Below are 24,541 nucleotides of genomic sequence, written 5' to 3'. Positions count from 1 at the left end.
CTCAAATCGCCCGCGCCCGCCCCGGAAACGTCTCGTCATAGTCCCCACTGTCTTCCGCTTCAGCCGCCGTGCCGCGCTGCTCGCGATACATCATGGGCGGCACGCCAAATTGCTTGCGGAATTCGCGGCCCATGTGCGATGCATCGGAAAACCCGCAGCTCGACGCAATGTCCGCCACCGTCTTATCCGAACTCGTCAGCAACCACGCGGCGGTGCGCAAGCGCACCTGCTTCGCGTAGGCCTGCGGCGCCTTGCCAGTCTGCGCCTTGAAGAGCCGTTCCAACTGACGTGGTGAGAGATCAAGCTTGCGCGCCAGTTCATCAAGCGATAAAGAACGCCCTACGTGCTGCTCCATCAGCAGAATGGCCCGCTTGACCTTCGGATGCGCGGCAGGCGCGAGTCCCGGCGGATGAGGCTGCGGCGCATTGCCTTTCTGCATATCATCGACCAGCAAAATACGCAGCGCCTTCTGCACCGTGGCGGTTTCGAAGTGGCGCAACAGTATCGCGGCGGCCACGTCGATCGACGCGCGTCCGCCGGAACACGTAATGCGCCGGCGGTCGATCACGAACAGCCGGTCGGCGACCAGCGCTTCCTCATTGACCGACGGAAAGCGCTCGATGAAATCCCAGTAGTGAAACCAGCTCACGCATATACGATGACCTTCGAGCACGCCCGCGCGCATCAGCGAGAACACGCCCGTGCACATGCCGACGAGCGTCGCATCGGTGGCGGCGGAGCGGCGGATGAAGGCAAGCGTCGCATCGTTCGCGGCGGGCCCGGAATGCAGCAGGCCGCCCACCACCACGACGTAATCGAACGGCTCGGCGCTGTCGAACGTCTCCCACGGTGTGATCTGGATGCCGCAACTCGCCCGCACCGGAGCGAGGGTTTCCCCTAGCACGCTCCACGAACAGCGCACGGGCTTGCTGAAATCGCCTTCATCCGCGGACAGGCGCAGCAGGTCGACGAAACCCGAAAACGCCGTCAGCGTGAAGTTCGGCAGCAGGATGATGCCGAAGCGGATGCGCTGCTTCGTGGTGCCGTCGATCGATTGAAGGGGAAGCGGTTCAGCGGAATTCATGCATGCGGCCAGCTGGGAAAAGGGTTGGTTCAAGCATAGCATCGGGGATGGCGGCTACCGCGTCCGCGCGTGCCGGCGGCATAAGCGGCGGTGCGCGCCCAGCGTCATCAGCATCGCCAGCCGCAAGCCAGGCGCCTGTCGCAAATGCGTCAGAAGTCTTCGTAAATACGCCGTAGCCCTTTGCCCGCGCGCGGTTTGACGCCACTATCCCACTGTCATGCCGTTTTTATTCTATCGATTCAAATTGACGTGCGGTGCAATAGAGGCAATTCCCACCCAAGGCATCGCAACGCACAAGGCAACGCAATCTGCCCGATTCACGATGCGCGAGACCGGCGCCGACATGAAGACGAAATACAAGGAGACGTCGCGCGGCGGATCGGCCGTGAACGTCATCGAGTGTTGATTCCGCTTTCAGCCAATGCGAAACACCAGTAAAGACAGCACCAACAAGGACCCACGATGAGCCGCTATTCGATATTCAGCCTGTTGCGCAACGGGATGTCGTATCACGAGAACTGGGAGCGACAATGGAAGAGCCCCGAGCCCAAACGTGAGTACGACGTCGTGATCGTCGGCGGCGGTGGGCATGGGCTTGCCACGGCCTATTACCTCGCCAGGGAACACGGCGTGCGCAATGTCGCCGTGCTGGAGAAGGGTTGGATCGGCGGCGGCAATACGGCGCGCAATACGACCATCGTGCGCTCGAACTACTTGTGGGACGAGTCGGCCGCGCTCTACGAAAAAGCGATGAAACTGTGGGAAGGGCTCTCGCAAGACCTGAACTACAACGTGATGTTCAGCCAGCGCGGCGTGATGAACCTCGCGCACACGTTGCAGGACGTGCGCGACACCGAGCGTCGCGTGAATGCGAACCGGCTGAACGGCGTGGACGCCGAATTTCTCACGCCCGCGCAGATCAAGGAAATCGAGCCGACCATCAATCTGAATAGCCGCTACCCGGTACTTGGCGCGTCGATTCAGCGGCGCGGCGGTGTAGCGCGTCACGATGCGGTGGCCTGGGGTTTCGCGCGCGGCGCCGATCAGGCCGGCGTCGATATCGTGCAGAACTGCCAGGTCACGGGCATCCGCCGCAATGGCAGTCAGGTGATCGGCGTGGACACCACGAAGGGTTTCATCAAGGCGAAGAAAGTCGCGATCGTGGCGGCGGGCAATACCTCGTCGCTCGCCGACATGGCCGGCGTGCGGTTGCCGCTGGAGAGCCATCCGTTGCAGGCTTTGGTCTCGGAGCCGATCAAGCCGGTGGTCAACACGGTGGTCATGTCGAACGCGGTGCACGCATATATCAGCCAGTCCGACAAGGGCGATCTGGTGATCGGCGCGGGCGTCGACCAGTACACGGGGTTTGGTCAGCGCGGTAGTTTTCAGATTATCGAAGGCACCCTCGAAGCGATCGTGGAAATGTTCCCGGTGTTCTCGCGGGTGCGGATGAACCGCCAGTGGGGCGGCATCGTGGATGTGTCGCCGGACGCATGCCCGATCATCAGCAAGACTGATGTGAAGGGGCTTTATTTCAACTGCGGCTGGGGCACGGGCGGCTTCAAGGCAACGCCGGGTTCGGGTTGGGCTTATGCGCACACCATTGCGAAGGACGAGCCGCATCCGTTGAACGCGCCGTTCTCGCTGGAACGTTTCTATACCGGCCACCTGATCGACGAACACGGCGCCGCCGCTGTCGCCCATTAACACCACGCATTGCGACGAGGAAAACCAGATGCTACTGATCGAATGCCCGTGGTGCGGGCCACGCGCCGAAACCGAATTTTCCTGCGGCGGCGAAGCGGACCTTGCCCGTCCGCTCGACACCGACAAACTCACCGACAAGGAATGGGGCGACTACCTGTTCATGCGCAAGAACCCGCGCGGCGTGCATCGCGAGCAATGGCTGCATACGCAAGGCTGCCGCCGCTGGTTCAAGGCGCAGCGCGACACGGTGAGCTACGAAATTCAGGGCTACGAGACGTTCGAGCGACCGCTCCTTGCCATGGACGGCAACGAAGCTGAGGCACAAGACCAGGCGCAGAACAAAGCACAAGAGGGCAACGCATCATGAGCCAGAAAGACCGACTCCCCAACGGCGGCCGCATCAATCGCGCAATGCCGCTGACGTTCACCTTCAACGGCCGCCAGTACCAGGGGTATCAAGGCGACACGCTGGCTTCGGCGCTGCTCGCGAACGGCGAGCATTTTGTCGCGCGTAGCTGGAAATACCATCGGCCGCGCGGCATCGTGACGGCTGGCGTGGAGGAGCCGAACGCCGTCGTGCAACTCGAAACCGGCGCGTACACGGTGCCGAACGCGCGAGCGACCGAAATCGAGCTGTACCAAGGGCTCGTTGCCAGCAGCGTGAACGCGAAGCCGAGCATCGAGAAAGACCGCATGGCGATCAACCAGAAGTTCGCGCGCTTCATTCCGGCGGGCTTCTACTACAAGACCTTCATGTGGCCGCGCAAATTCTGGCCGAAGTACGAAGAAGTGATCCGCGACGCGGCCGGTCTCGGCAAGGCGCCGGAACACGCCGACGCGGACCGCTACGACAAGTGCTTTGCGCATTGCGACGTGCTGGTGGTGGGCGGCGGCCCGACCGGTCTCGCGGCCGCGCACGCCGCCGCGTTGTCCGGCGCCCGCGTGACGCTGATCGACGATCAGCCGGAACTCGGCGGCTCGCTGCTGTCGCGCCGCGCGGAGATCGACGGCAAGCCCGCGCTGCAATGGGTGCGGAAAATCGAAGACGAGCTGCGGCAGATGCCCGACGTGAAGATCCTGTGCCGCAGCACGGCATTCGGCTATCAGGACCACAACCTCGTGACGGTGACGCAACGCCTCACCGAGCATCTGCCGGTGTCGCAACGCAAGGGCACGCGCGAACTGATGTGGAAGATCCGAGCGAAACGCGTGATTCTCGCGACCGGCGCGCATGAGCGGCCCATCGTGTTTGGCAACAACGATCTGCCGGGCGTGATGCTGGCGTCGGCCGTGTCGACGTATCTGCATCGCTATGCGGTGCTGCCGGGCCGCAATGCTGTGGTGTTCACCAATAGCGACGACGGCTATCAGTGCGCACTCGATCTGAAAGCGGTTGGCGCCCAGGTGACGGTGGTCGATCCGCGCGCGAGCGAATCGAAGGGCACGCTGCCCGCGCTCGCACGGCGCTACGGCGTCAAGGTGATGAACGGCGTCGTGATCACGGCGGCGCACGGCAAACTGCGCGTGGCGTCGGTGGACGTGGCGCCGTATTCGAACGGACAGGTCGGTGCGAAGCAGACTGAACTCTCCTGCGATCTGCTGGCGATGTCCGGTGGCTGGAGCCCGGTGCTGCATCTGTTCGCGCAATCGGGTGGCAAGGCGCACTGGCATGACGAGAAGGCCTGCTTCGTGCCGGGCAAGGCGATGCAGGCGGAGACGAGTGTCGGCGCCTGTGCTGGCGACTTCACGTTGGGCCAGGGCATCCGTTTCGCCGTCGATGCCGGCGTCGAGGCGGTGCGCGCGGCGGGCTTCATCGTCGCGCGGCCGAATTCGGTACAGGTGGCGGAAATCACGGAAGCGAAGATGCAGCCGCTGTGGCTGGTCGGCGGCCGCGAATTGGCTACGCGTGGGCCGAAGCAGTTCGTCGATTTCCAGAACGACGTGTCGGCCGCGGATATCTTTCTCGCAGCGCGCGAGGGCTTCGAATCGGTCGAACACGTGAAACGCTATACGGCGATGGGTTTCGGCACCGACCAGGGCAAGCTCGGCAACATCAACGGCATGGCGATTCTCGCGCAGGCGCTCGGCAAGACGATTCCCGAAACCGGCACGACGACGTTCCGGCCGAACTACACGCCCGTTACCTTCGGCACGTTTGCCGGCCGCGAGCTGGGCGAGTTTCTCGATCCCGTGCGCAAGACGGCGGTGCACGAATGGCACGTGGAAAACGGCGCGGCTTTCGAGGACGTGGGCAACTGGAAGCGTCCGTGGTACTACCCGAAAGCGGGCGAAGACATGCCCGCGGCAGTGGCGCGCGAATCGCTCGCGGTGCGCACGAGCGTCGGCATTCTCGACGCCTCGACGCTTGGCAAGATCGACATTCAGGGCCCTGATTCGGCCAAGCTGCTGAACTGGGTCTACACGAATCCGTGGAGCAAGCTGAAAGTCGGCAAGTGCCGTTACGGCCTGATGCTCGACGAAAACGGCATGATTTTCGACGACGGCGTCACGGTGCGCCTCGCCGACCAGCACTACATGATGACGACCACCACCGGCGGCGCGGCGCGCGTGCTCACGTGGCTCGAACGCTGGCTGCAAACCGAATGGCCGGACATGCGCGTGCGGCTCGCCTCGGTGACGGATCATTGGGCCACCTTCGCCGTGGTCGGTCCGAACAGCCGCAAGGTGCTGCAGAAGGTCTGCCAGGACATCGACTTCGCGAACGCCGCGTTCCCGTTCATGAGCTATCGCGAAGGCACGGTGGTGGGCGCCGCATCGCGTGTGATGCGCATCAGCTTCTCGGGCGAACTCGCCTATGAAGTGAACGTGCCGGCCAATGTCGGGCGCGCGGTGTGGGAAGCGCTGATGGCCGCGGGCGCGCAGTTCGACATCACGCCGTACGGCACCGAAACGATGCACGTGCTGCGCGCAGAGAAGGGCTACATCATCGTCGGCCAGGATACGGACGGTTCGATGACGCCGTACGACCTCGGCATGGGCGGGCTGGTGGCGAAGTCGAAGGACTTTCTCGGCAAGCGTTCGCTGACCCGCCCGGACACCGCGAAGGCTGGGCGCAAGCAACTGGTCGGCCTGCTCGCGGACGATCCGTCGTTCGTAATACCCGAGGGTTCGCAGATCGTCGCGGGTCCATTCCAGGGCGACACGGCGCCGATGCTCGGCCACGTCACGTCGAGCTACTACAGTCCGATCCTGAAGCGCTCCATCGCGATGGCGGTCGTGAAGGGCGGTCTCGACAAGATTGGCGAGACGGTCACGATTCCGCTCGCGAGCGACAAACAGATTGCAGCGAAGATCACCAGTTCGGTGTTCTACGACAGCGAAGGAGCACGTCAACATGTGGAATGAAACCAAGGGGACGGCGTCGGTCGTGAATCATGCTGTCGGCAAGCAAATGGGCGTGTGGCAGGAGTCGCCCCTGGTGGGCGCGCATGGGCTGCTAAAGAAGCATCAGGCGACGGCATCCGCGGCGTTCAGATTGGGTGAGCGGCCGTTTCTGGAGCTGGTCAACATGCGCGGCGATACGCGTGACGCGGCGTTCGTGCGGGCCGTGGAGAGCGTGATCGGCTGCCGTCCGCCTGAGAAGGCGAACACGGTGGCGCGCGGCAACGGCTACGACGTGATATGGCTCGGCCCGGATGAGTGGCTGGTGCGCTCGGCCACCACGCACGACGCGACGCGAACGGCCCCATTGCAGGCGAAACTCGGCGCCGCGTTCGTGGGCGTGTTCGCGTCGGCGGTGGATATCGGCAGCGGCTACACGGTGCTCGAAATCAGCGGCACGCACACACGTGAGGTGCTGTCGCGCGGTTGTCCACTCGATCTGCATCCCAAACTATTTGGCGAAGGGCAGTGCGCGCAGAGCCACTACTTCAAGGCATCGATGACGTTGCTGCCCACCGGCGCGAACAGTTTCGACATTGTCGTGCGCCGCAGCTTTGCGGACTACTTCGTCAAGATCATGCTCGACGCGGCCGAGCCGCTGATGTCGTAAGGCGCGGCGAGCGGTCTCGTTCAAACCGCTCGCGCATTGCCGGCGCGGCGCGGGCACGTTTGCGGTTCCAGGCGTCGCGATCCGCGCGTGTGGAAGTCGAAGTGAAGATGATGAGAGCGGCGGGGCGCAGCCAGTTGCGCGCGCCGGCGACGCTCGCTGAGCCGCCGGGTGTTCAATGCGAAGCGTCAGCAAGCGCCGTCAAAATCTCATAAGCGGCAGCTACCCGAGCCTCGTTCGGGAAGTTCCTGTTGGCGAGCATGACGATGCCCAACTGCTTCTCCGGAATGAAGGCCACGTACGCGCCAAAGCCATTGGTCGACCCCGTCTTGTTGATCCAGACATCCTGTCGAGGCGCGAGCGGCGGCTTGATTTCGGCAGTGGGCGTGGCGTTCAAAGCCATCGTCGACGAATTGCCAGCCAACAACGTCTTCAACGCGACCGGATACGCGTATTGCTCCCAGATCAGATCCTGAGTCAGTACGCCGGCCTTGAAGTAGCCAATGTGCGTCTGCGTGATCGCCCGCTGCAGCTTCGCATCGAGCTGGAGCAGATTCATGTTCGCCTGCAGGAAGCGCGTCATGTCGGCCGCGGTAGACTTGACGCCATAGGCTTCGGCGGACAGCACGCCCGGTGTCATGCGGATGGGTGCGCCATCCTTCTTGTAGCCTTGCGCGTAATCCGGCATCCGCGCCGGCGGCACGTCGATATAGCTGTTCTTCAATCCCATCGCGGGAAACAGGCTTTGTTGGAGTAGCACCGTGAAATCCTGTCCCATGCTCTTTGCCGTGATCAGGCCGAGCGTGCCGATGCCGGGATTGGCGTAAGTCCGGCAGGTGCCCGGTGCGCAACTGGGCTGCCATGCCTTGAAATACTGCATGAGTTCGGCATCGGTATGGATCCCGTCCGGCACTTGCAACGGCAGGCCGCCGGGCGTGTGCGTGCCCAGGTTGACGAGCTTCACGTTGCCGAACTGGCTGCCCTGAAGCACGGGCAGATATTTGCTGGTCGGATCCGACAACGAAAGATCACCGCTGAGCTGCGCATACGTTGCCAGCGTCGCCGTAAAGGTCTTGCTGACCGAGCCGAGTTCGAACAGCGTGTCGGGCGTCACGGGCTGATTGGTTTCCGTCGATGCTGCGCCATAGTTGTACACATAAGCCTTGCCACCGGCGACAATGCCGATCGCCATGCCACGAATGCCGTCTTTCGCCATGAGCGGCTGGATCGCCGCGTCGACCGTTCGTTTGATGGCGTCTTGCGTGGTGTCGGCTGCGCGGCTCACTGGGGCGGTCGCGCACAACGCAAAGACCACGGTCGCCGTGAGGCTGAGGGTTTTGAACTTCATCTCTCGCGTTTCCTTGAATGTCTTGTCGGCGGATGCGCTCCAAAAGCGTTCGGGGCGTCTTGAGCCCGCACTATCCGACTTTTGCAGAGCGCTGACAATCGAGGATAAGTTGCGTGAGGGTAAAGAAATTCTTGTGGGTTGCACGAACACGACGGATGAAACGCCGTCTCCGCCCGCATGCGCACGAAAGGGTCGAGCCGCTCGTCGGTAGTCAGCTCGGCATGCGGCATTCGTTCTGAGGCGCGGCGAAATTTCCCGTGTCCCGGTCATGGGCCACCGTCCGCGCCGTCACGATGCGCGGTCGAGCTGCTTCTTGAACGTCTCGATCAGCGCCCGCACTTTTACCGGAGGATGGCTGGTGGGCGGAAATATAGCCTGAATACTCGCGGGCTCGGTCGCCCATTCCGGTAGCAGGCGAATCAATCGTCCGGCTGCGATGTCACCGCCAATCGAGAAGTCCGTCAACAGACCGAAGCCTCCGCCCGCGAGCGTCGCCGCACGGCAGGCGTCGGCGGTGTTCACCAGCAGCGCGTTTTCACAGCGCACGGTTTCGGCGTCGCCATCGCTTTTGCTATTGCCGTTGTTGCGCCGCAGGTCGAGCGTCAGCGGACGCGGCAAGACGGTCAACGCGCAGAAGGGCATTGCCGACAATTCGGCGGGCGTCTGCGGCTGCCCCCATATCTCGACGAAATCCGGACTCGCGACGACCCACTTGACGAAGCTGCCGAGTTTCACCGCGCGGTAGTTGGAATCGGCGAGCCTGCCGAGGCGAATCGCGACGTCGATGCCCTCCGCGATCAGATCCACATATTGATCGCTGCACAACAGCTCGACATTGAGTTGCGGATGGGTACGGCGCAGTTCGACGAGCGCGGGCGCGACGGCCAGAGAGCCGTAATCGATCGGCGAACTGACGCGTAACGTGCCGCGCACGGGCGCTGTTTCGCCGCCGACCGCCGCCAGCGCATCTTCGGTGGCACGCAGGATTTTCACGCTGGCCTCGTAGAACGCGCGGCCCGCTTCGGTCAAACCGAGCCGCCGGGTCGTGCGGACCAGCAGACTCGCGCCCACCTCGGCCTCGAGCCGCTGCAGGTGTGTGCTGACCATCGTTTTGGCGAGGCCCAGACGCGCTGCCGCGGCGGTCAGCGAGCCCGCGTCGACGACCGCGACGAAGATCGCCAGCCGGTTCAGGTTTACGTCGCGTACGTCGGCCATGGTGGATTGTCCATCTTCGATTGATTGTGTTTCCCGGATTATCAGGCTTCCGCCGGGTAGCGCGTGCGCATTATGCTCGCTCCATTCCTTCCCGCTTTCCGGAGCCTGTCATGCACGCTGCCCAACCTGCCCAGCCGATCCGTCTGTATACAACGCTGCTTTCCGGCCACGGCCATCGGGTGAAGCTGTTTTTGACACTGCTCGATCTGCCGTTCGAAGTCGTCGAACTGGATATGAAGGCCGGCGACAACCGCAAGCCGGAGTATCTCGCGCTCAACCCGTTCGGCCAGGTGCCGACGATTCAGGACGGCGACATCACGCTGTTCGATTCGAACGCCATTCTCGTGTATCTGGCGAAGCGTTACGGCGATGCCTCGTGGCTGCCGGATGATCCGCCCGGCGCGGCCGCGGTGCAGCGCTGGCTGTCGCTCGCGGCGGGCCAGGTCGCTTATGGGCCGTGCACCGCGCGGCTCGTCACCGTGTTTGGTGCGCCACACGATCACGAAGCCGCAAAGCAGATTGCCGTGAAGCTGTTCGGCGTGCTCGACCGCGAACTGGCGAACAAGCCGTTCGCAGCGGGTGATCACGTGACGATCGCCGACATCGCCGCGCATACCTACATCGCGCATGCGCCGGAAGGCGGCGTGTCGCTCGACCCGTATCCGAACATTCGTGCGTGGTTGCGCCGCGTCGAGGCCTTGCCGCGCTTCGTCGCGATGCCGACGACAAAAGCAGGGCTGCTCGCCGAATGAGCGGCTGATCCTTCACCACACCGGAGTCCGGTCATGTCCACCTTTATCCCATTGAATAGCTGGGGCGTCGAGGCCTCGCCGTTTCATGAGGGCGAAGTCGCCGCGCAGCAGCGTGCCGGGGTGAGAAGCGTGGCCGAAGCATCAGGACGCCGGGGGATTCGCCGCTATATGCCGGACCAGCACCGTAAGTTTTTCGCCGAGCTGCCGTTCATGGTGTTCGGCGGTGTCGACGCGCACGGGCAACCGTGGGCGACGGTGCGCGCCGGCACGCCGGGTTTCGTGTCGTCGCCGGATGCGCGAACGTTGCGCATCGAAGGCGGTCTGTTGCCGGGCGATCCGCTCGCGGACGGCTGGCAGACGGGAGCGATGATCGGCGGCCTTGGGCTGCAGCCGCAGACCCGCCGGCGCAACCGGATCAACGGCGTGGTGACGTCGGCGGACGGGGCGGCGTTGACACTCGAGGTTCGCCAGAGCTTTGGCAACTGCAACAAGTACATCCAGAGCCGTACGCCGACCTGGGTGGAGCAGCGTGCATCTCGAGCTTCCACGCCGCCCGAAATTGCCGGGCAACTCAGTGACGCCGACCGCGCGTTATTGACGAGGGCGGATACGTTTTTCATCGCGAGCGCGAATCTGGGTGACGACGCGGATCCTGCTCGCGGCGCCGACGTCTCGCATCGCGGCGGCGCACCCGGCTTCATTCGTGTCGACGATGAGCGCACGCTGACGACGCCCGACTACAGCGGCAACAATTTCTTCAATACGATCGGCAACCTGATCCACGATCCGCGCGCGGGGCTGTTGTTTATCGACTTTGCGACTGGCGATCTGCTGTATCTCGCGGTGCGCGCGGAGATCGTCTGGGACGGCGCGGAACTGGCTGCATTCGAAGGCGCGCAACGGCTCGTGCGTTTTCACGTGCAGGAAGTGCGGCGCAGCCGGAGCGCGTTGCCGTTTCGTTGGTCCGAGGTCGAGTTCGCGCCGCAGTTTGCGGCGGCGGTGCGTAAGCCTGCGGTTGCCTCGCCCTGGCACAAACTGAAGGTTGCGGCCGTGATCGATGAGACAGCGTCGATTCGTTCCTTTTACTTCGAATCGATCGACGGTGCGCCATTGCCGCTGTACAAGCCGGGGCAATTTCTGCCGATCCGCGTGCCGGTGTCTGGCTCCGACGCGCCGTTGACGCGTACCTACACGCTCTCCGATGCACACGATCCGCGGCGTTGCCGAATCAGTGTGAAGCGCGAAGGCATCGCTTCGAAATGGCTGCATGAGCACCTCGTTGCCGGGACGCAAATCGAAGCGATGAAGCCGCGCGGTGCGTTTATCTACGATGAAGACAGCCCGCGGCCCGCCGTCTTTATCTCGGCCGGCATCGGCATCACGCCGATGATGTCGATGGTTCGGCACGCGCTGGCGGCATCGCGCAGTGAGGATGCGCGAGCGAAGCGGCTGTTCTTCTTTCACGGCGCGCGTAGTGATCGCGAACGTCCGTTCAGTGCGCAATTGAAAGAGCTTGCGGCGCGCGATTCGGCGCTTTCCCTGCATCTTTTCGACAGCGTCGCCGATGGGTTGGCGCAAGGTGTGTCGGTCGGACGTGTGAGCATCGATGCGTTAAAGCGCGTCCTTCCTTTCGATGACTACGACTTTTATCTATGCGGCCCCGTGCAGTTCATGCGTGATTTATATGAAGGCCTGCGCGGATTGAACATCGCGGATGAGCGTATCCGGTTCGAGTCTTTCGGTCCTGCGAGCGTGAAGCGTGCGGTTGTTGCAACGGGCGAGATGAAGGCAGCAGAGACCCCAGCGCAAGACACCGACGCCGTGCAAGTGACCTTCGCGCGCTCAGAACGCACGATCCAATGGCTGCCGCGCGACGGCAGCCTGCTCGAACTTGCCGAAGCGCACGGTATCGACGCGCCGTCGAGTTGCCGATCGGGTATATGCGGTACGTGTTCGACCCGCCTGTTGTTGGGCAAGGTCGAGTACAACGGCGAAGTCGAGGCGCAGATCGAACCAGGCGCAGCGCTTGTTTGCATGGCGCATCCGGTTGCTGGGAATGCGGGCGTGACGCTGGATCTTTAATCGCAACGCCAATGGACGATCTCCTGAGAGCGGCCTCCATCCCCTGACGCCCGGGTTCGATGTATTCAACCAGGACGGTTTGCGCTTTGGCGGTCAGTAGTCCGAGTCCGGCAAGCAGGCATCTACGTGCGCAGCGGCCTCAAGCCCGCGCGAACCTCTTCGGCAAATAATCGCGGTTGTTCCCACGCCGCGAAGTGGCCGCCTTTATCGAGCCTGTTGTAATAGATCAGGTTGTGATACGCCCGTTCAGTCCAACTGCGCGGGGCCTGATAGTTCTCGCGTGGAAATACGCTGACCGCGGCGGGGACGGAAACATCGGCGGCGGCCAGGAAGTTGAAGTGAGACTCCCAATAGAACCGTGCCGCGGAAATTCCCGTGTTCGTCAACCAGTAGAGTGTGATGTCGTCGAGTACATCGTCGCGCGTCAAGTCTCCAGCCGATTCCCCATTGACGGGGCGCCCGAACACAGCCGAGGTTAGTGCCGCCGCCGGCTGCTCATACCCGTCGCCGTGATCGAGCAGCCAGCTCGCGAGGCTGACGGGAGAGTCCGACAGTCCGGAGAGCGTCTGCGGACGTGTGCCCATCTCCAATGCATAAGCGCGCCGCTTCATGGCCGCTGAACTCAGTTGGTCGTAAGCGTGCTTTTCGTCGGCAGAGAGGTTGGCCGGCGGTGGATCGCCCGCCTGAAGCGCCTTGGCGATTTCCGGCGGAACAGTAGCCGGGAAGTTAACATGGATGCCTAACAATTCCGGTGGCGCCTGCTTAGCCATTACGTTGCAGACAACGCCTCCCAGATCGCCGCCTTGCGCGGCAAATTTCGCGTATCCAAGGCGCTTCATGAGGACGACCCACGCGCGCGCGGTATGCTCCGGGCCCCAGCCGGTCGTGGTTGGCTTGCCTGAAAATCCGTAACCAGGCAAAGACGGAATGACCAGATGAAATGCGTCTGACGCACTCGCGCCATATGCGGTTGGATTGGTCAGCGGATCGATGATCTTGAACTGCTCGATCACCGAGCCGGGCCATCCGTGTGTGACGATCAGTGGCATCGCATTTTCATGCTTCGAACGGACGTGAATGAAATGAATGTCGAGTCCGTCGATCTCGGTCACGAAATTCGGCAACGAGTTGAGCTTCGCCTCGCACTTGCGCCAATCGTAGTCAGTCGCCCAATGGCGCGCGAGTTCCTGAATCATCGCGAGCGGCACGCCTTGCGAGTTATCGGTGACGGTCTCGCGATCGGGCCATCTCGTCGCCTTGATGCGTCGGCGCAAGTCGATCAGTTGCGATTCCGGCACATGCACGCGGAGCGGGCGAATGGCCCTCTTGTCGCCGCCCGTCGCCGGAGCAACTTCAGTCGTCGCTTGATTCGTTTCCGCAAAAGCGAACTGACTCAATGAGCCGGCAGCGACGGCCGCCGCGGCTACGCTGACAAAACGACGGCGAGAGGGCGATTGGGGAAGGAGGTTGTCTGACATAAAGTCTCCGATCGGCGATGAAGCCAGGCTTACCAATCAATGGCAGTACGATTTCACGAGCCATTGTCAGGCGGTAATCGATGTAGGGTGGACGTATTGGAGCGCGTGGAGGTATCGCGCATGTGTCGGGAAGGGCGGGTTTTTGTATGCGCGGGTATCGATGCGCCCGGCGGATACGTTGCGATACAAAGAGGGACCGTGTCGGCGCAGACGGTGGGTCCGCTTTCATTTCAACGGCGCATGTCGGCAATCGGCCAGCGGTTCATGAGCGACGCCTCCGGCTGCCGCAGACGTATGCCGTGTGACACACATCTACGCATGCAGCTTAATATGGACCCACAAGCCCGAGGTCCCGCGCACGTGCAACGGCTTGAGCCCGCCTGTCGACGCCGAGTTTCATGAAGATGCTCTTCATATGGGACTTGACGGTTTCGGCTCCAATCCCGAGCGTATTCGCGATTTCCTTGTTCGACTGTCCACGGCCAATCAGGTCGACGATTTCACGCTCCCTTGAGCTCAGCGATCCACGCCCAGTGTCGCGTTGAAGATTGCCGCCGGGTTGATAGAGTATCCGCCAGCCATCTAGCAGATGGTTGGCGTAGGAGATCAGCTCGTTCGTTTGCGCCGTGAGCCGTGCGTCTTCGCAAACGGCGTGCAGCAGTTCTCCGATGTCCGGACCCACGTCGAGAATGGATTGATACACGCCTGCGGGCGCGGCGACCGTCAGGACTTCGTGGAAGAGCTCGATCGCGCGGGTGCGTTCGTTGGCCGCCAGCCAGACCTGCGCAAGCATGGTTCGCAACCGTATTGCCAGGAAATCTCCATGCCGTCGTTCGGCGTTCTGCAACGCGACGCTCAGCACCGCAGCGGCCTCTTCGGTCCGGTGCTGGGCCGCGGCAACAGAGGCCGCTCCGAGTGCACGATAGTTCTCGATCTCGAGCGAGATGGAACGTGAAGGATAGGAATGGGAGTCCGCCATCTGATCGAGTTGCGCCACGCACACGGCAGCCTCGACCGTCCTGCCTTCCACAAGATACAGCCGTATCCGTTCGACAAGCGCAGCGGCGCTCAGCCGTTCCCATTGACGTGCGCAACCCAGCGCCTGCGCCTGATCCAGCAACGCATACGCCTGCCTCATGTCCGAACGCGCGACTGCGATTCGGATAAGGAGACGATAGGCAATCAACACGCTATCGAGCAGGACCGCAACGTCGATCACTGGCATCAACCCTGCGACCAGCGTTTCAGCCTCGTCCAGTCGGCCGTGTTCGTACCAGATCTGCCCGATCATCGGCGCGCACAGTGCTACCGAAATCGAGTCAGGACCGGCTTCGCGTTCGGCCAGCTGCATCGATTCGGTGAAGTACCGTTCGGCCAGCCCGAAGTGCAACTGTTGCATCTCGGCATGTCCCAGCAGGCACAGCCGATAGACCGAAGAATACAGGTTGCGCTGGTTTTCTTCGATTGAGTAGGACATCCACGGCGTTGCGTAAAGCGCTTCGAGGTTGCCGGCCTTCCAATGCGCGAATCGCACCACGTTGGACGCCACATTGGTTGTCCAGATATCGGCAGAAGGCCGCGCGAGAGATGGCTCAGCGATGGCGAGCGCCCCCTCAGGATCGTCCTTCAGTGCCGCGACGACCGAGCGGATCGCCTGGCATTCCGACAGAATGTCTTCGGATTCGGCGCCAGTGTGGGAAGGGGTATCGTGTTCGACGCCATCCAGCATCGCGAGCGCCTCGTCGAAACGCATCGCAAGCGCCATGCCCCAGGCAATCGCCAGCGTAACCTTCACCTTCGCACTGGCCAGACTAGCGGGGAAGCGGCTCTGCAAACCGAGCAGCGTGAGCAGATCGCCTTTTTTGACCAGCGCCATCGCGCATCGCTCCATCAGACGAATCGCGTTATCTGTGGTGCCCGCGGCGATCGCGTGTTTGACTGCCTCAGTCCAAAGCTCCTGCCCGCCGTACCACCCGGACGCGCGGCAATGCAGTTCCGCCACCTCGTCGGCATGCCGTACCTCGAGCTTCGCACGCAGGTACTCGCCCATCAGATGGTGATAGCGGAACCATTGCCCGTCGCCGTCGATCGCTTGCAACAGCAACTGGCCCCCGGCGATTTCGTCCAGCATGCGCTGGCTCGTGCGCAGGCCCGTTACCGCCTCGCAGAGCGGTGCGCTCAACCGGTCGAGTATCGACGTGCGCAGCATGAACTCGACTATTGCGGCGGGCAACCGCTCGAACATGTGTTCGATATAGGCGGCGAACGGCCGCGACGTACCTGACGGTGCGGGACGCTCCTGAGGTGCCCGGCATTCCTTGCGCGACAGCATGGACATCGAGATGCGCAACGCCGCGGCCCAACCCTCTGTGCTCGCAAAAAGCGTCTCGACCTGGGAAGCGTTCAGCACGCCTGGCAATGCGTGTTCGACGAAGCGTGTCGTTTCGTCGAAGTCGAAACGTAACGCCGACACATCGATTTCCAGCAGGTCGTCTCCCGCTCTCATCCTTGCAAGCGGCAGCAATGGATCCGTGCGGCTGCAGAGGACCACATGCACATTCGACGGAGCCTTTTCAATAAAAAACGACATCGCGTCGTGTACTGCTGGAAGGCTGACGAGGTGATAGTCATCCAGAAACAGGACGACCTCTTCGTCGACTTCGACCAGCTCGTTGATCAACGTGGAAACGACAGCGTGTGGAGAGACGAACGCAGCGTCGGCAGTCAGGCTGATCGCCGCCGCGCCGACATTGCCACAGGCTTGCCACAACGCGTGCGCCAGATAATTGAGGAAGCGGGCGGGTTCATCGTCCTCAGCGTCGAGCGAAAGCCACGCTACCCGTGCACCATTCGCACGCAGCCGGTCAAGCCAGACGAGCGCCAGCGAAGTCTTGCCGAATCCGGCGGGCGCCTTGATCACGGTGAGACGTTTGCTCGCGGCGCGCTCAGCCAGACCGACGAGCTGCGGACGAACGATCAAATCCACCGGCAGGCGCGGCGGAACGACCTTCGTTGCAAGGAAAAGATGCGGCCCGGTCGTGGACGTTTCTCCAACCACACGCATTTTCAGTCACACATTGTTATTGGGGTGGCGGTGCTCGCCGTCATCCCCTATTTATTAAGGCGCATCCCCCGCGCTGGGGGAGGGTAGGCATCTCCCCTGTATGGGGGATGGCAGGTCGCGCCGCGCCAGGAGATCATGCGTGCACCGGCTTGAAATCGAAGCGTGCCCCTGGAGAAGGGTAGCGCGCCTGTCGATCATTGCCGGGCGGTTCACTGGCGCATCGCCGGGAACCACTTGTTTTTCGCCACATGATACGCCGCATTGCATCGCATTGCAGAGTATCGGGCGGCAACCGGTCGGTGTGTAGCTGTCGACGTCGCTGCGCCGGCGCTCCTTGGTAGTCGAAATCGCGCGCCTGTTACTGATAGATATATTGCCGTGTTAGCCAAAGTTCCAAAACTCAGTAATCACCTGCGGGAAAAAACCGTGTCCATCGCAGCCGATCTGACGCTTGTCGTCGAACGCACGCTTGCGATACTGACCCAGTTCGATGGATACAAATTGCTCGCGCCGGCAGCGAAACGGGACGTTCACGAATCCGTCGCGCTGTCAGCCAAAGTATGGTTCGAGACGCTGTTGTCGGGCGAACCTCCATCGGCACAGGACATGGACGCTTTCCGGGAAATCAGCCAAAGACGTGAGCACCAACGCGTGCCGCTGCAGAGCCTTCTTCAGGCGCTGCGCCTGGGCTTGCGAGAAACCTGGAGCACCTACATTGCGCTGGGAGAGTTGGACGAGCGCATTGCCAAAGAACTTCTGGCCGACGTCTCGCTGTATCTCCTCGATCACTTCGATTTCATTGCGCAGATCATTGTCCGCGGCTACCTGGCTGAACATTATCGGCAGCCGCGGTGGGCGGAATTGGCGACCGCAATCGAGGAGGGCGCGCGCCGATCCGAAAGCGTGCGACACCATCTCGTCGCGCTCCTCGATCAGTTATCGAACGAGCCGGAGTTGTTATCGCGGCTCGAGGTCGACCACGCTCGAGCGCTGCGCGGTACTGAAGCGGCCAGCGCGCAAGTGATGAAGTTCTTCGGCCTCGATGTCGACATCGACGACGGCGCGGAACTGTCGAAAGCCTTGCACGATGCGCAGGAGCGGCTGGCGCAAGCGTCCAGGCTCGCGGCTGTCGCCGAACTGTCCGCCTCGATCGCACACGAACTCAATCAGCCGCTCCAGGCCATCGTGGCGCATGGGCGCGCATGCGTGCGATGGCTCGCTGCAACGCCGCCCAGAATCGAAGAAGCCAAATACTCGGCCGAGCAGGCTCTGCGCGACGCGAATGCCGCGGCAGACGTGGTAAGCCGCATTAGGGCACTCTTCAGGCACACCGCTCCCCAAAAGGTCGAACTCGATGTCAACAAGCTGATTCTTCAGGTATGCACGCTGATGGCCGACGACATCCAGCGCAGCGCGGTTTCGCTCGAGACAATATTGGGCGAGGACGTGCCGAAGATGTGCGCGGACGCGGTTCAGATTCAGCAGGTGATCGTGAACCTCGTGCGCAACGCGATCGAAGCGTTGGCGGCAACGGAGGAACGACCGAGGCTGCTCGTGATCCGCTCGCGTCGCGATGCGGAGAACGTGGTGATCGACGTGGAGGATCATGGTACGGGACAGGTGGACTTCAAGAAGATCTTCGAGCCGTTTTTCACCACGAAGGAAACAGGGATGGGCATGGGACTGGCAATCTGCCGCTCCATCATCGAAGCACACGCTGGTCGGATCTGGGCCGTGCGCAATGTGTCCCGCGGCGTAACCTTCAGCTTCAGCCTGCCGATAGAGAGGTCGAACGCAACAGCGCGTTGACGAGGGCAAGGGTAATTTCGCCAGGGGTTCCAAGGCTACAGCTCCATATTTGCTGGTGCCATTACATATTCATGTGATGCGCAACATAGCCGTCCGTGGTCTCATATGAGGATTCCGATGGCTAGATCTTTGTCGGCACGACCGCGTGAGAGGGCCATTCAGCGCGACTATCGTGGCCTGGCTGCGCCGAAACAGGAGAGACTTTCACCTAACCCCCGAGGGGTTCCATGGATTGCGCAAGCGAATTAGTCTACGTAGTCGACGACGAAAGACGGGTGCGAGAAGCACTCGCTGCGCTGCTGCGCGCGAACGGAAGAAACGTCCAGACATTCAGCTCCGGGGGAGAGTTTCTGGACACGCCGCGTCATAAAAATGTCGTTGCATGTCTGATCCTGGACATGCGAATGCCGGACATGAATGGACTGGAAGTCCAGAAGCTTGTGCGCATGGATTCTCGAATTCCCGTTATTTTCATAACCGGGAGAGGCGATGTGCCGTCCGCGGTCCTTGCCATGAAAGGCGGGGCTGTTGATTTCCTCACAAAGCCCGTGAATGAAGACGCGTTGATGCGCGCGGTCGATGCAGCCCTCGCCAGGGCCTACGTTCTTCGCAAGGAGGCTGAGGATGCAACGATACTCCAGGCCCTCTATCAATCGCTGACACCTCGTGAGCAGGAGATTTTGCCGTTACTCGCGAGTGGCCTGCTCAACAAGCAGGCGGCAGCGATCCTTGGCATCACCGAATACACCGTGCAGGTACATCGCGGCCACATCATGAGAAAAATGCAGGCGGATTCATTTGCCACCCTGGTCAGACAGGCAAGCAAACTGCAACTCGAAAGCTCGTCGACCACCACGTCCGATGTTTGAGGTCAGTTGATTCTTCGTGAGAAGCGACGACCGGAGAAGAAAAATGCCTACGCGTCCGGTTCGCACCGTTGCCGTAATTGATGACGATCGGCGCGTTTTGATGTCTCTAGCGAACCTTCTTGCCTCTGGCGGGTATGGAACACGGGCTTACGAATCTCCACTGGATTTTTTTTCCGCTGGATGCTCGGGTCTGTTATGCGTTATTACCGACCTGCGAATGCGGCCCATCGATGGTATTCAAGTGCTCGAAAGAATGGTGCATTCGAATGCGCTGACGCCCGTCGTCATTATTACTGGGAACTCGAGCGGACATACTGAAGACTACTATCTGCAGAGAGGCGCATTGGGTTTCTTCAGAAAGCCTGTCGATGGGGACGCGTTGCTGGGCTTGCTCGATAGTATTGTTTGATGTGATGCATAGCAATGCTAGTCGCCGAGGGGGGCCGGTGTTTTGCTGTTGTGGGCTCTATGATTTGACATAAGATAAATTATCAATGTTTTTGGTGTCAGGGCTTTTTAGAAATGTCCGGTTCTGGCTCATTAGAAATGTCCGGTTTCCTGCTCCGGGCTGGCTGCTGTGGCGCATGCTGCGGCATCACAGCCAGCCCGGAGCCCGACCATGAACGGACGTGGATTCATCACGATCAGCATGCACGAGCTCGAGCGCGTGAAGATCATCGAGGCGGTCGTCCAGCATCGCCTGACGATCGTACTGGCGGCTGAACGGCTGCAACTGTGTGAGCGTCAGGTCAGCCGGCTGGTGCGGCGCTACGAGGCCGCTGGACCAGCCGGGCTCGTCTCGGCGCGGCGTGGGCAGCCCAGCAACCGCGAACTGCCGGTGGATCTGCGGGCGCGCGCGATGGCGCTGGTGCGCGAGCGCTATGCTGATTTTGGGCCAACGCTGGCGTGCGAGAAGCTCGCCGAGTGTCATGGCGTGATGCTGGCAAAGGAAACCGTGCGGCGCTGGATGCGTGAGGCCGGGCTGTGGATTCCCCGCAGACAGCGGCCACCGAAGCTACATCAGCCGAGAAACCGCCGTGCGTGCCTGGGTGAGCTGGTGCAGATCGATGGCAGCGATCACCGGTGGTTCGAGGAACGCGCGCCGGCCTGTACGCTGCTGGTGTTCATCGACGATGCAACGGGCCGGCTGATGGCACTGCACTTTACGGCGACCGAATCGACCTTCAGCTACTTCGAGGCGATGCGCGCATACCTTGAGCAGCATGGCAAGCCGGTGGCGCTGTACAGCGACAAGGCCAGCGTCTTTCATTGCAACAGTCATTCCGTGACGCCTGGCAAGGGCGTGACGCAGTTTGGCCGCGCGCTATACGAGCTGAATGTGGATACGTTCTGCGCCAATAGCAGCCAGGCCAAGGGTCGCGTGGAACGCGCCAATCTGACGTTGCAGGATCGCCTCGTGAAGGAGTTGCGGCTGCGTGGGATCAGCACGAAGGAGGCGGCCAACGCTTACGCGCCCCACTTCATTGCCGACTTTAACGGCCGGTTCGGCAAGGTGCCCAGGAGCACGTTCGATGCGCACCGGCCGCTGCGGGCGGATGACGATCTTGACCTGATCCTGACGTGTCGCGTGCCGCGGCGCGTGTCGAAGGTGCTGACGGTGCAGTATGACCGGGTGATCTATCTGCTGGAAGACACGGTGGCAAACCGCAGCCTCATTCACAACTATCTGGACGTGTTCGAGTATCCGGACGGACGCATCGAGATCCGGGTCAATGGCGCTGCCCTGCCCTGTGTCCGCTACGACCGGCTCTCGGAGATTGACCAGGCCGCGGTGGTCGACAACAAGCGGCTGGGACACACGTTGCAGATGGCGCAGGTGATCCAGTCGCAGCGCGATGACCGGCGTGCGTCAGGCTCGCCATCGAGAACGAACCAGGGTGAAGCGCCGCGGCCGAAGGAGCGCAAGGTGGGCACCCGCACGCAACGCGAGTTGACCCGGGAGCAGTTGAATGAAGCGATTCTGGGAACTGCCGGAATGCGGGTTGGCTCGGTAGTTAAAAGCCCTCTAACATAGAGATTTCTGAACCTCAAAACCGGACATTTCTAAAAAGTTTAAACCCGGACATTTAAAACCAGCCTCGACATTTGGTGTCAGGGCTTTTTAGAAATGTCCGGTTCTGGCTCATTAGAAATGTCCGGTTTCCTGCTCCGGGCTGGCTGCTGTGGCGCATGCTGCGGCATCACAGCCAGCCCGGAGCCCGACCATGAACGGACGTGGATTCATCACGATCAGCATGGCCAACGGCGCCGCTCTGAACGGAGAGTGCCCCGAATTCCCGGCCGGCAGCGTCCCGATCACCGCGACACCCTCCTCTCCCGCGGTCGATCCGCCAGGCTCCAGCGCGCTACGTCTCGCATTTGTCGACCCAGTCGGTGGCCACGGCGATATCACGATGATCACCGTTGTATAGGCACCTGCGCACAAGCGACGGTTGACACGCCAATCGGCCTGGAAGCGAGCGTTCGGTCGCGGAGCGCGGGCTAACTCGCGCCCCGCGACCGGCCTATCAATTGCCGCGATACATCAAGTCGACGCTGTCAGCCGGGGACCGCTTGCCAGATTCCGATTTGCCCGATTGGTCACCACCGACGCCACTGCCGTTCTCGTCGACCATGCTTCCTGGGCTTCCTTGCGCGGCCATCGTTTGAGCGCTTTGATTGCGTTGCGCTGCGGGTTCGCCGACGTCGGGGCGATAGAAGGGCGCAGGGCCGTAACCGCTCGCAAACGCGGGAACAGCCAACGAGGCAGAGCTTGCGACCAACAGAGCAGCGATAAATTTCGTCTTCATGAGGACTCCAATAAGTTTGTTGAATACTCGAATGCACCTGAAGCAGGTCCATTTCGGCGCGCTATTCAACGTTGACGGGAAGAGATAAAGGGCTTGCCGCGCACTGACAAAAAGGCTCAAACGAACAACGCATTTCCCCTTGAATGTGAGCAATATTGCTGACGCCGCGGTGAAAGCACGAACCGGTCGTCGTTGCGCCCGCGGCTACCAATGCACGGGTTATGCCAAGCCCGCTCCGCCCTACCTCTGGCCGATGCTAACCACCTGAACATAAACAAGATTTGATCTCGGCCACCACGCTATTTGGCGAGATTGAAAGAGCGGCGGTGTTTGACCGTATCGAACGCTTTTCGGGCCGCTGTCGGCAGTAATCCAACAAGGCAAAGTCCGTGCGCCCAAGCACGACGAAGCTCGCATCCTGAAAGCCGATCGGGCGAAGGTACGACGGCCCCTCGCTGGCTCGCGTAGGGAGACGGGGAGCTATCGCGCCGCCCTCTCACCGGCTAATTCTCCGCTCATTTTGCGAACGCACAATGCGTCACACCACAGCCTGATTCGCACATCGAATCACGCATTACTCAAGAGGAGCGGTCATGAAAAACGTCCGGCATTCAGCCTTTCGAACCTATGTTGACGCCTTGCTCGATCAACTGGAAAACCAATCCGATCGCGCGGTGTTGCGCTATCTCGATCACGACGTAACGGGCAGAATCCTGCGGAGCGCAATATTTCGCTATGCACGGGCGCTTGCGGTGCTTGGCATCGGCCGGGGCTCTCTGGTGGCATTGCTCGCACCGAATTGCCCCGACGCGCTTGCGATTCGCTACGCAGCAAACCTCATTGGTGCGGCCACGATGTTCGTGCCTGCGTCCGCGAATGCCGAGCGGCGCGCGGCCCTGCTCGCCCGCGTCCAACCGACGCTTCTCGTAGCCTTCCCGGAAACCCTTCACCACATTCCCGTTGCGGTCGAGTGCCACGTGGTCTTCGTCGGCGTCGGTCCCGCGTCTTCACGCCTGGACACGCTCGCGCAAGCGCAGTCGGATCTGCCGTTGCGCAGACGACCGAGGCCCGATGACCTCGCGGTCATCGTCTCGTCAGGCGGCACGACGGGTGTGCCGAAATGCAGCCGACGGTCCTTCGCGGCATATTCGACGATGCTCGGCGCGGCGAACGACCAGCACCGGCGTCAGTTGATCAATGGCCCGCTCGCCTACCTGTCGCAAGTGCTCGTCGACACCACGCTCATCGGCGGAGGTACGGTGGTGATGAAGCATCGGTACGATCCCGCGGAGACGCTCGCGACAATCGAATCGGAGCGCATCACTGACCTGCTTCTTGTCGAGCCTCAACTGTTCGAAACAATGGACCACCCGGATGTCGGTCGGCGCGACCTGTCGTCGCTGCGCGCCATTGCGCACATTGGCGGGTCGGCGCCAACGGTACTGCGGCAACGCGCCATCGCGCGTCTGGGTGCGGTGCTCACCCATATGTACGGCGCAAGCGAAACCGGTCTCGTCAGCATTCTGCCGCCATCCGCATACGCGGCGAATCCAGACCTGCTGGCGTGCGCGGGCCGCATTCGATCCGGTGTCGAAGTACGTTTGCGTCGCGCCGATGGAACGCTGGCGCGCGCGGGACAGTGCGGAAACATTGAAGTCAGGTCGGCCGCCGTGGCAGACGGTTACTACCATCAGCCGGTCGAGGAGGCAGAAAAGTTTCAGGATGGTTGGTGCCTGACCGGTGACGCCGGTTTCATCGACGAGGCAGCCAATCTGCATGTTCTCGGCCGCGCGGCCGATGTCGCGGAAATAGATGGGCTGACAATTGGCCCAACCCATATCGAAGATGCCCTGTGCCGCCTGCCTGACGTTCGCTATGCGGTGGCGCTGGCCGCCAACAACTCTGCCAGCAATTACGGATGGAGCGCGCTGATCGAACCGTGGGTGGCTGGAAAGGTGGACGTTGCGCGATGCATGCATAGGCTCGACATCGTGCTGGGCCCTTTGGTCGCAAACCGGATTCGCATTGTCGTGGCAGACCGCGTGCCGCTTACCGAACAGGGCAAAGCAGACCGCACTGCGATCGGGATGATCCTGCAAGGCGACCGGCAGTCGAATCACGCCCCGCTCCAATTGGTCGGCAATCCCGTCGCTGACCGGCGGCTGTGCGGCCGCCAGAATACCTTCGTCAATGAACCCCAACCCACCGCATCAGACACCCCTCGTTTCGTCTTCCTTAGTTAGCGGATACCTGGGTTGAACTGGATTGTCGCGGCGATTCACCTGGATCATTTCTGAGTTCATTTCGCCGGGCC

The 24,541-nt window shown here is 61.7% G+C and carries 18 protein-coding genes; 12 read left to right on the top strand and 6 right to left on the bottom strand.

Annotated features, from left to right (window positions below; genetic code table 11):
* Window position 1: 1 nt before the first annotated feature.
* A complete protein-coding gene (locus tag RI103_RS26655) occupies window positions 2–1,084 on the bottom strand; it encodes a GlxA family transcriptional regulator (protein WP_310815440.1) in 1,083 nt (360 codons plus the stop codon).
* A 462-nt stretch (window positions 1,085–1,546) separates the two neighbouring features.
* Here RI103_RS26655 and RI103_RS26650 point away from each other — a divergent pair, with 462 nt between their 5' ends.
* Genes RI103_RS26650 through RI103_RS26635 form a run of 4 tightly spaced genes read left to right on the top strand, consistent with a single transcriptional unit; the run spans window position 1,547 to window position 6,803 of the window.
* Window positions 1,547–2,791, top strand: a complete 1,245-nt coding sequence (locus tag RI103_RS26650) for a sarcosine oxidase subunit beta family protein (protein WP_310815439.1) — start codon at window positions 1,547–1,549, stop codon at window positions 2,789–2,791.
* Window positions 2,792–2,819: 28 nt separating this feature from the next.
* Window positions 2,820–3,158, top strand: a complete 339-nt coding sequence (locus RI103_RS26645; protein ID WP_310815438.1) for a sarcosine oxidase subunit delta — start codon at window positions 2,820–2,822, stop codon at window positions 3,156–3,158.
* On the top strand, window positions 3,155–6,157 hold the full coding sequence (locus RI103_RS26640) for a sarcosine oxidase subunit alpha family protein (protein ID WP_310815437.1): 3,003 nt from the start codon (window positions 3,155–3,157) through the stop codon (window positions 6,155–6,157). Before RI103_RS26645 ends, RI103_RS26640 begins: the two co-directional genes overlap by 4 nt.
* Window positions 6,147–6,803, top strand: a complete 657-nt coding sequence (locus RI103_RS26635; RefSeq protein WP_310815435.1) for a sarcosine oxidase subunit gamma — start codon at window positions 6,147–6,149, stop codon at window positions 6,801–6,803. The genes RI103_RS26640 and RI103_RS26635 overlap by 11 nt, the downstream gene beginning before the upstream one ends.
* A gap of 172 nt (window positions 6,804–6,975) precedes the next feature.
* Here the strand turns inward: RI103_RS26635 and ampC are convergent, their stop codons facing one another.
* Complete coding sequence (gene ampC / locus RI103_RS26630; protein WP_310815434.1) at window positions 6,976–8,148, bottom strand: class C beta-lactamase; 1,173 nt, start codon at window positions 8,146–8,148, stop codon at window positions 6,976–6,978.
* A 288-nt stretch (window positions 8,149–8,436) separates the two neighbouring features.
* Window positions 8,437–9,363, bottom strand: a complete 927-nt coding sequence (locus RI103_RS26625) for a LysR family transcriptional regulator (protein ID WP_310815432.1) — start codon at window positions 9,361–9,363, stop codon at window positions 8,437–8,439.
* 110 nt (window positions 9,364–9,473) lie between these two features.
* On the opposite strand from RI103_RS26625, the gene RI103_RS26620 reads away from it, so the two are divergent.
* Both RI103_RS26620 and RI103_RS26615 read left to right on the top strand, forming a co-directional pair.
* A complete protein-coding gene (locus RI103_RS26620) occupies window positions 9,474–10,115 on the top strand; it encodes a glutathione S-transferase (protein WP_310815431.1) in 642 nt (213 codons plus the stop codon).
* 33 nt (window positions 10,116–10,148) lie between these two features.
* Window positions 10,149–12,197, top strand: coding sequence for a pyridoxamine 5'-phosphate oxidase family protein (locus tag RI103_RS26615; RefSeq protein ID WP_310815430.1), 2,049 nt, complete (start codon window positions 10,149–10,151; stop codon window positions 12,195–12,197).
* A gap of 122 nt (window positions 12,198–12,319) precedes the next feature.
* On the opposite strand, the gene RI103_RS26610 is transcribed toward RI103_RS26615, so the two are convergent.
* Window positions 12,320–13,675 carry an alpha/beta fold hydrolase gene (locus RI103_RS26610; protein ID WP_310815428.1) on the bottom strand — a complete coding sequence of 452 codons (1,356 nt, stop codon included), beginning with the start codon at window positions 13,673–13,675 and terminating at the stop codon, window positions 12,320–12,322.
* A 325-nt stretch (window positions 13,676–14,000) separates the two neighbouring features.
* The gene (locus RI103_RS26605) at window positions 14,001–16,661 is read right to left on the bottom strand and encodes a LuxR C-terminal-related transcriptional regulator (protein ID WP_310815425.1); all 2,661 of its coding nucleotides are present in this window, start codon (window positions 16,659–16,661) and stop codon (window positions 14,001–14,003) included.
* Window positions 16,662–17,000: 339 nt separating this feature from the next.
* On the opposite strand from RI103_RS26605, the gene RI103_RS26600 reads away from it, so the two are divergent.
* From RI103_RS26600 to RI103_RS26580, 5 genes are all read left to right on the top strand, one after another.
* Window positions 17,001–18,548 carry an ATP-binding protein gene (locus tag RI103_RS26600; protein WP_310815423.1) on the top strand — a complete coding sequence of 516 codons (1,548 nt, stop codon included), beginning with the start codon at window positions 17,001–17,003 and terminating at the stop codon, window positions 18,546–18,548.
* 227 nt (window positions 18,549–18,775) lie between these two features.
* The gene (locus RI103_RS26595) at window positions 18,776–19,417 is read left to right on the top strand and encodes a response regulator (RefSeq protein ID WP_310815421.1); all 642 of its coding nucleotides are present in this window, start codon (window positions 18,776–18,778) and stop codon (window positions 19,415–19,417) included.
* Between the two features lie 43 nt (window positions 19,418–19,460).
* Entirely contained in the window at window positions 19,461–19,826 is a 366-nt protein-coding gene (locus RI103_RS26590; protein WP_310815420.1) for a response regulator, read from the top strand.
* 210 nt (window positions 19,827–20,036) lie between these two features.
* Complete coding sequence (locus RI103_RS26585) at window positions 20,037–21,452, top strand: ISNCY family transposase (RefSeq protein WP_310818585.1); 1,416 nt, start codon at window positions 20,037–20,039, stop codon at window positions 21,450–21,452.
* Between the two features lie 190 nt (window positions 21,453–21,642).
* The gene (locus RI103_RS26580; RefSeq protein ID WP_310815419.1) at window positions 21,643–21,849 is read left to right on the top strand and encodes a hypothetical protein; all 207 of its coding nucleotides are present in this window, start codon (window positions 21,643–21,645) and stop codon (window positions 21,847–21,849) included.
* Window positions 21,850–21,945: 96 nt separating this feature from the next.
* Here RI103_RS26580 and RI103_RS26575 read toward each other — a convergent pair whose 3' ends face one another.
* Window positions 21,946–22,227, bottom strand: coding sequence for a hypothetical protein (locus RI103_RS26575; protein WP_310815418.1), 282 nt, complete (start codon window positions 22,225–22,227; stop codon window positions 21,946–21,948).
* Between the two features lie 593 nt (window positions 22,228–22,820).
* On the opposite strand from RI103_RS26575, the gene RI103_RS26570 reads away from it, so the two are divergent.
* A complete protein-coding gene (locus RI103_RS26570) occupies window positions 22,821–24,470 on the top strand; it encodes a class I adenylate-forming enzyme family protein (RefSeq protein ID WP_310815417.1) in 1,650 nt (549 codons plus the stop codon).
* Window positions 24,471–24,541: the final 71 nt, after the last annotated feature.

Source organism: Paraburkholderia sp. FT54 (assembly GCF_031585635.1).
Taxonomy (GTDB): domain Bacteria; phylum Pseudomonadota; class Gammaproteobacteria; order Burkholderiales; family Burkholderiaceae; genus Paraburkholderia.
Note: the sequence above shows the minus strand (reverse complement) of the source record. Positions and strands in the feature narration are given on the sequence as shown.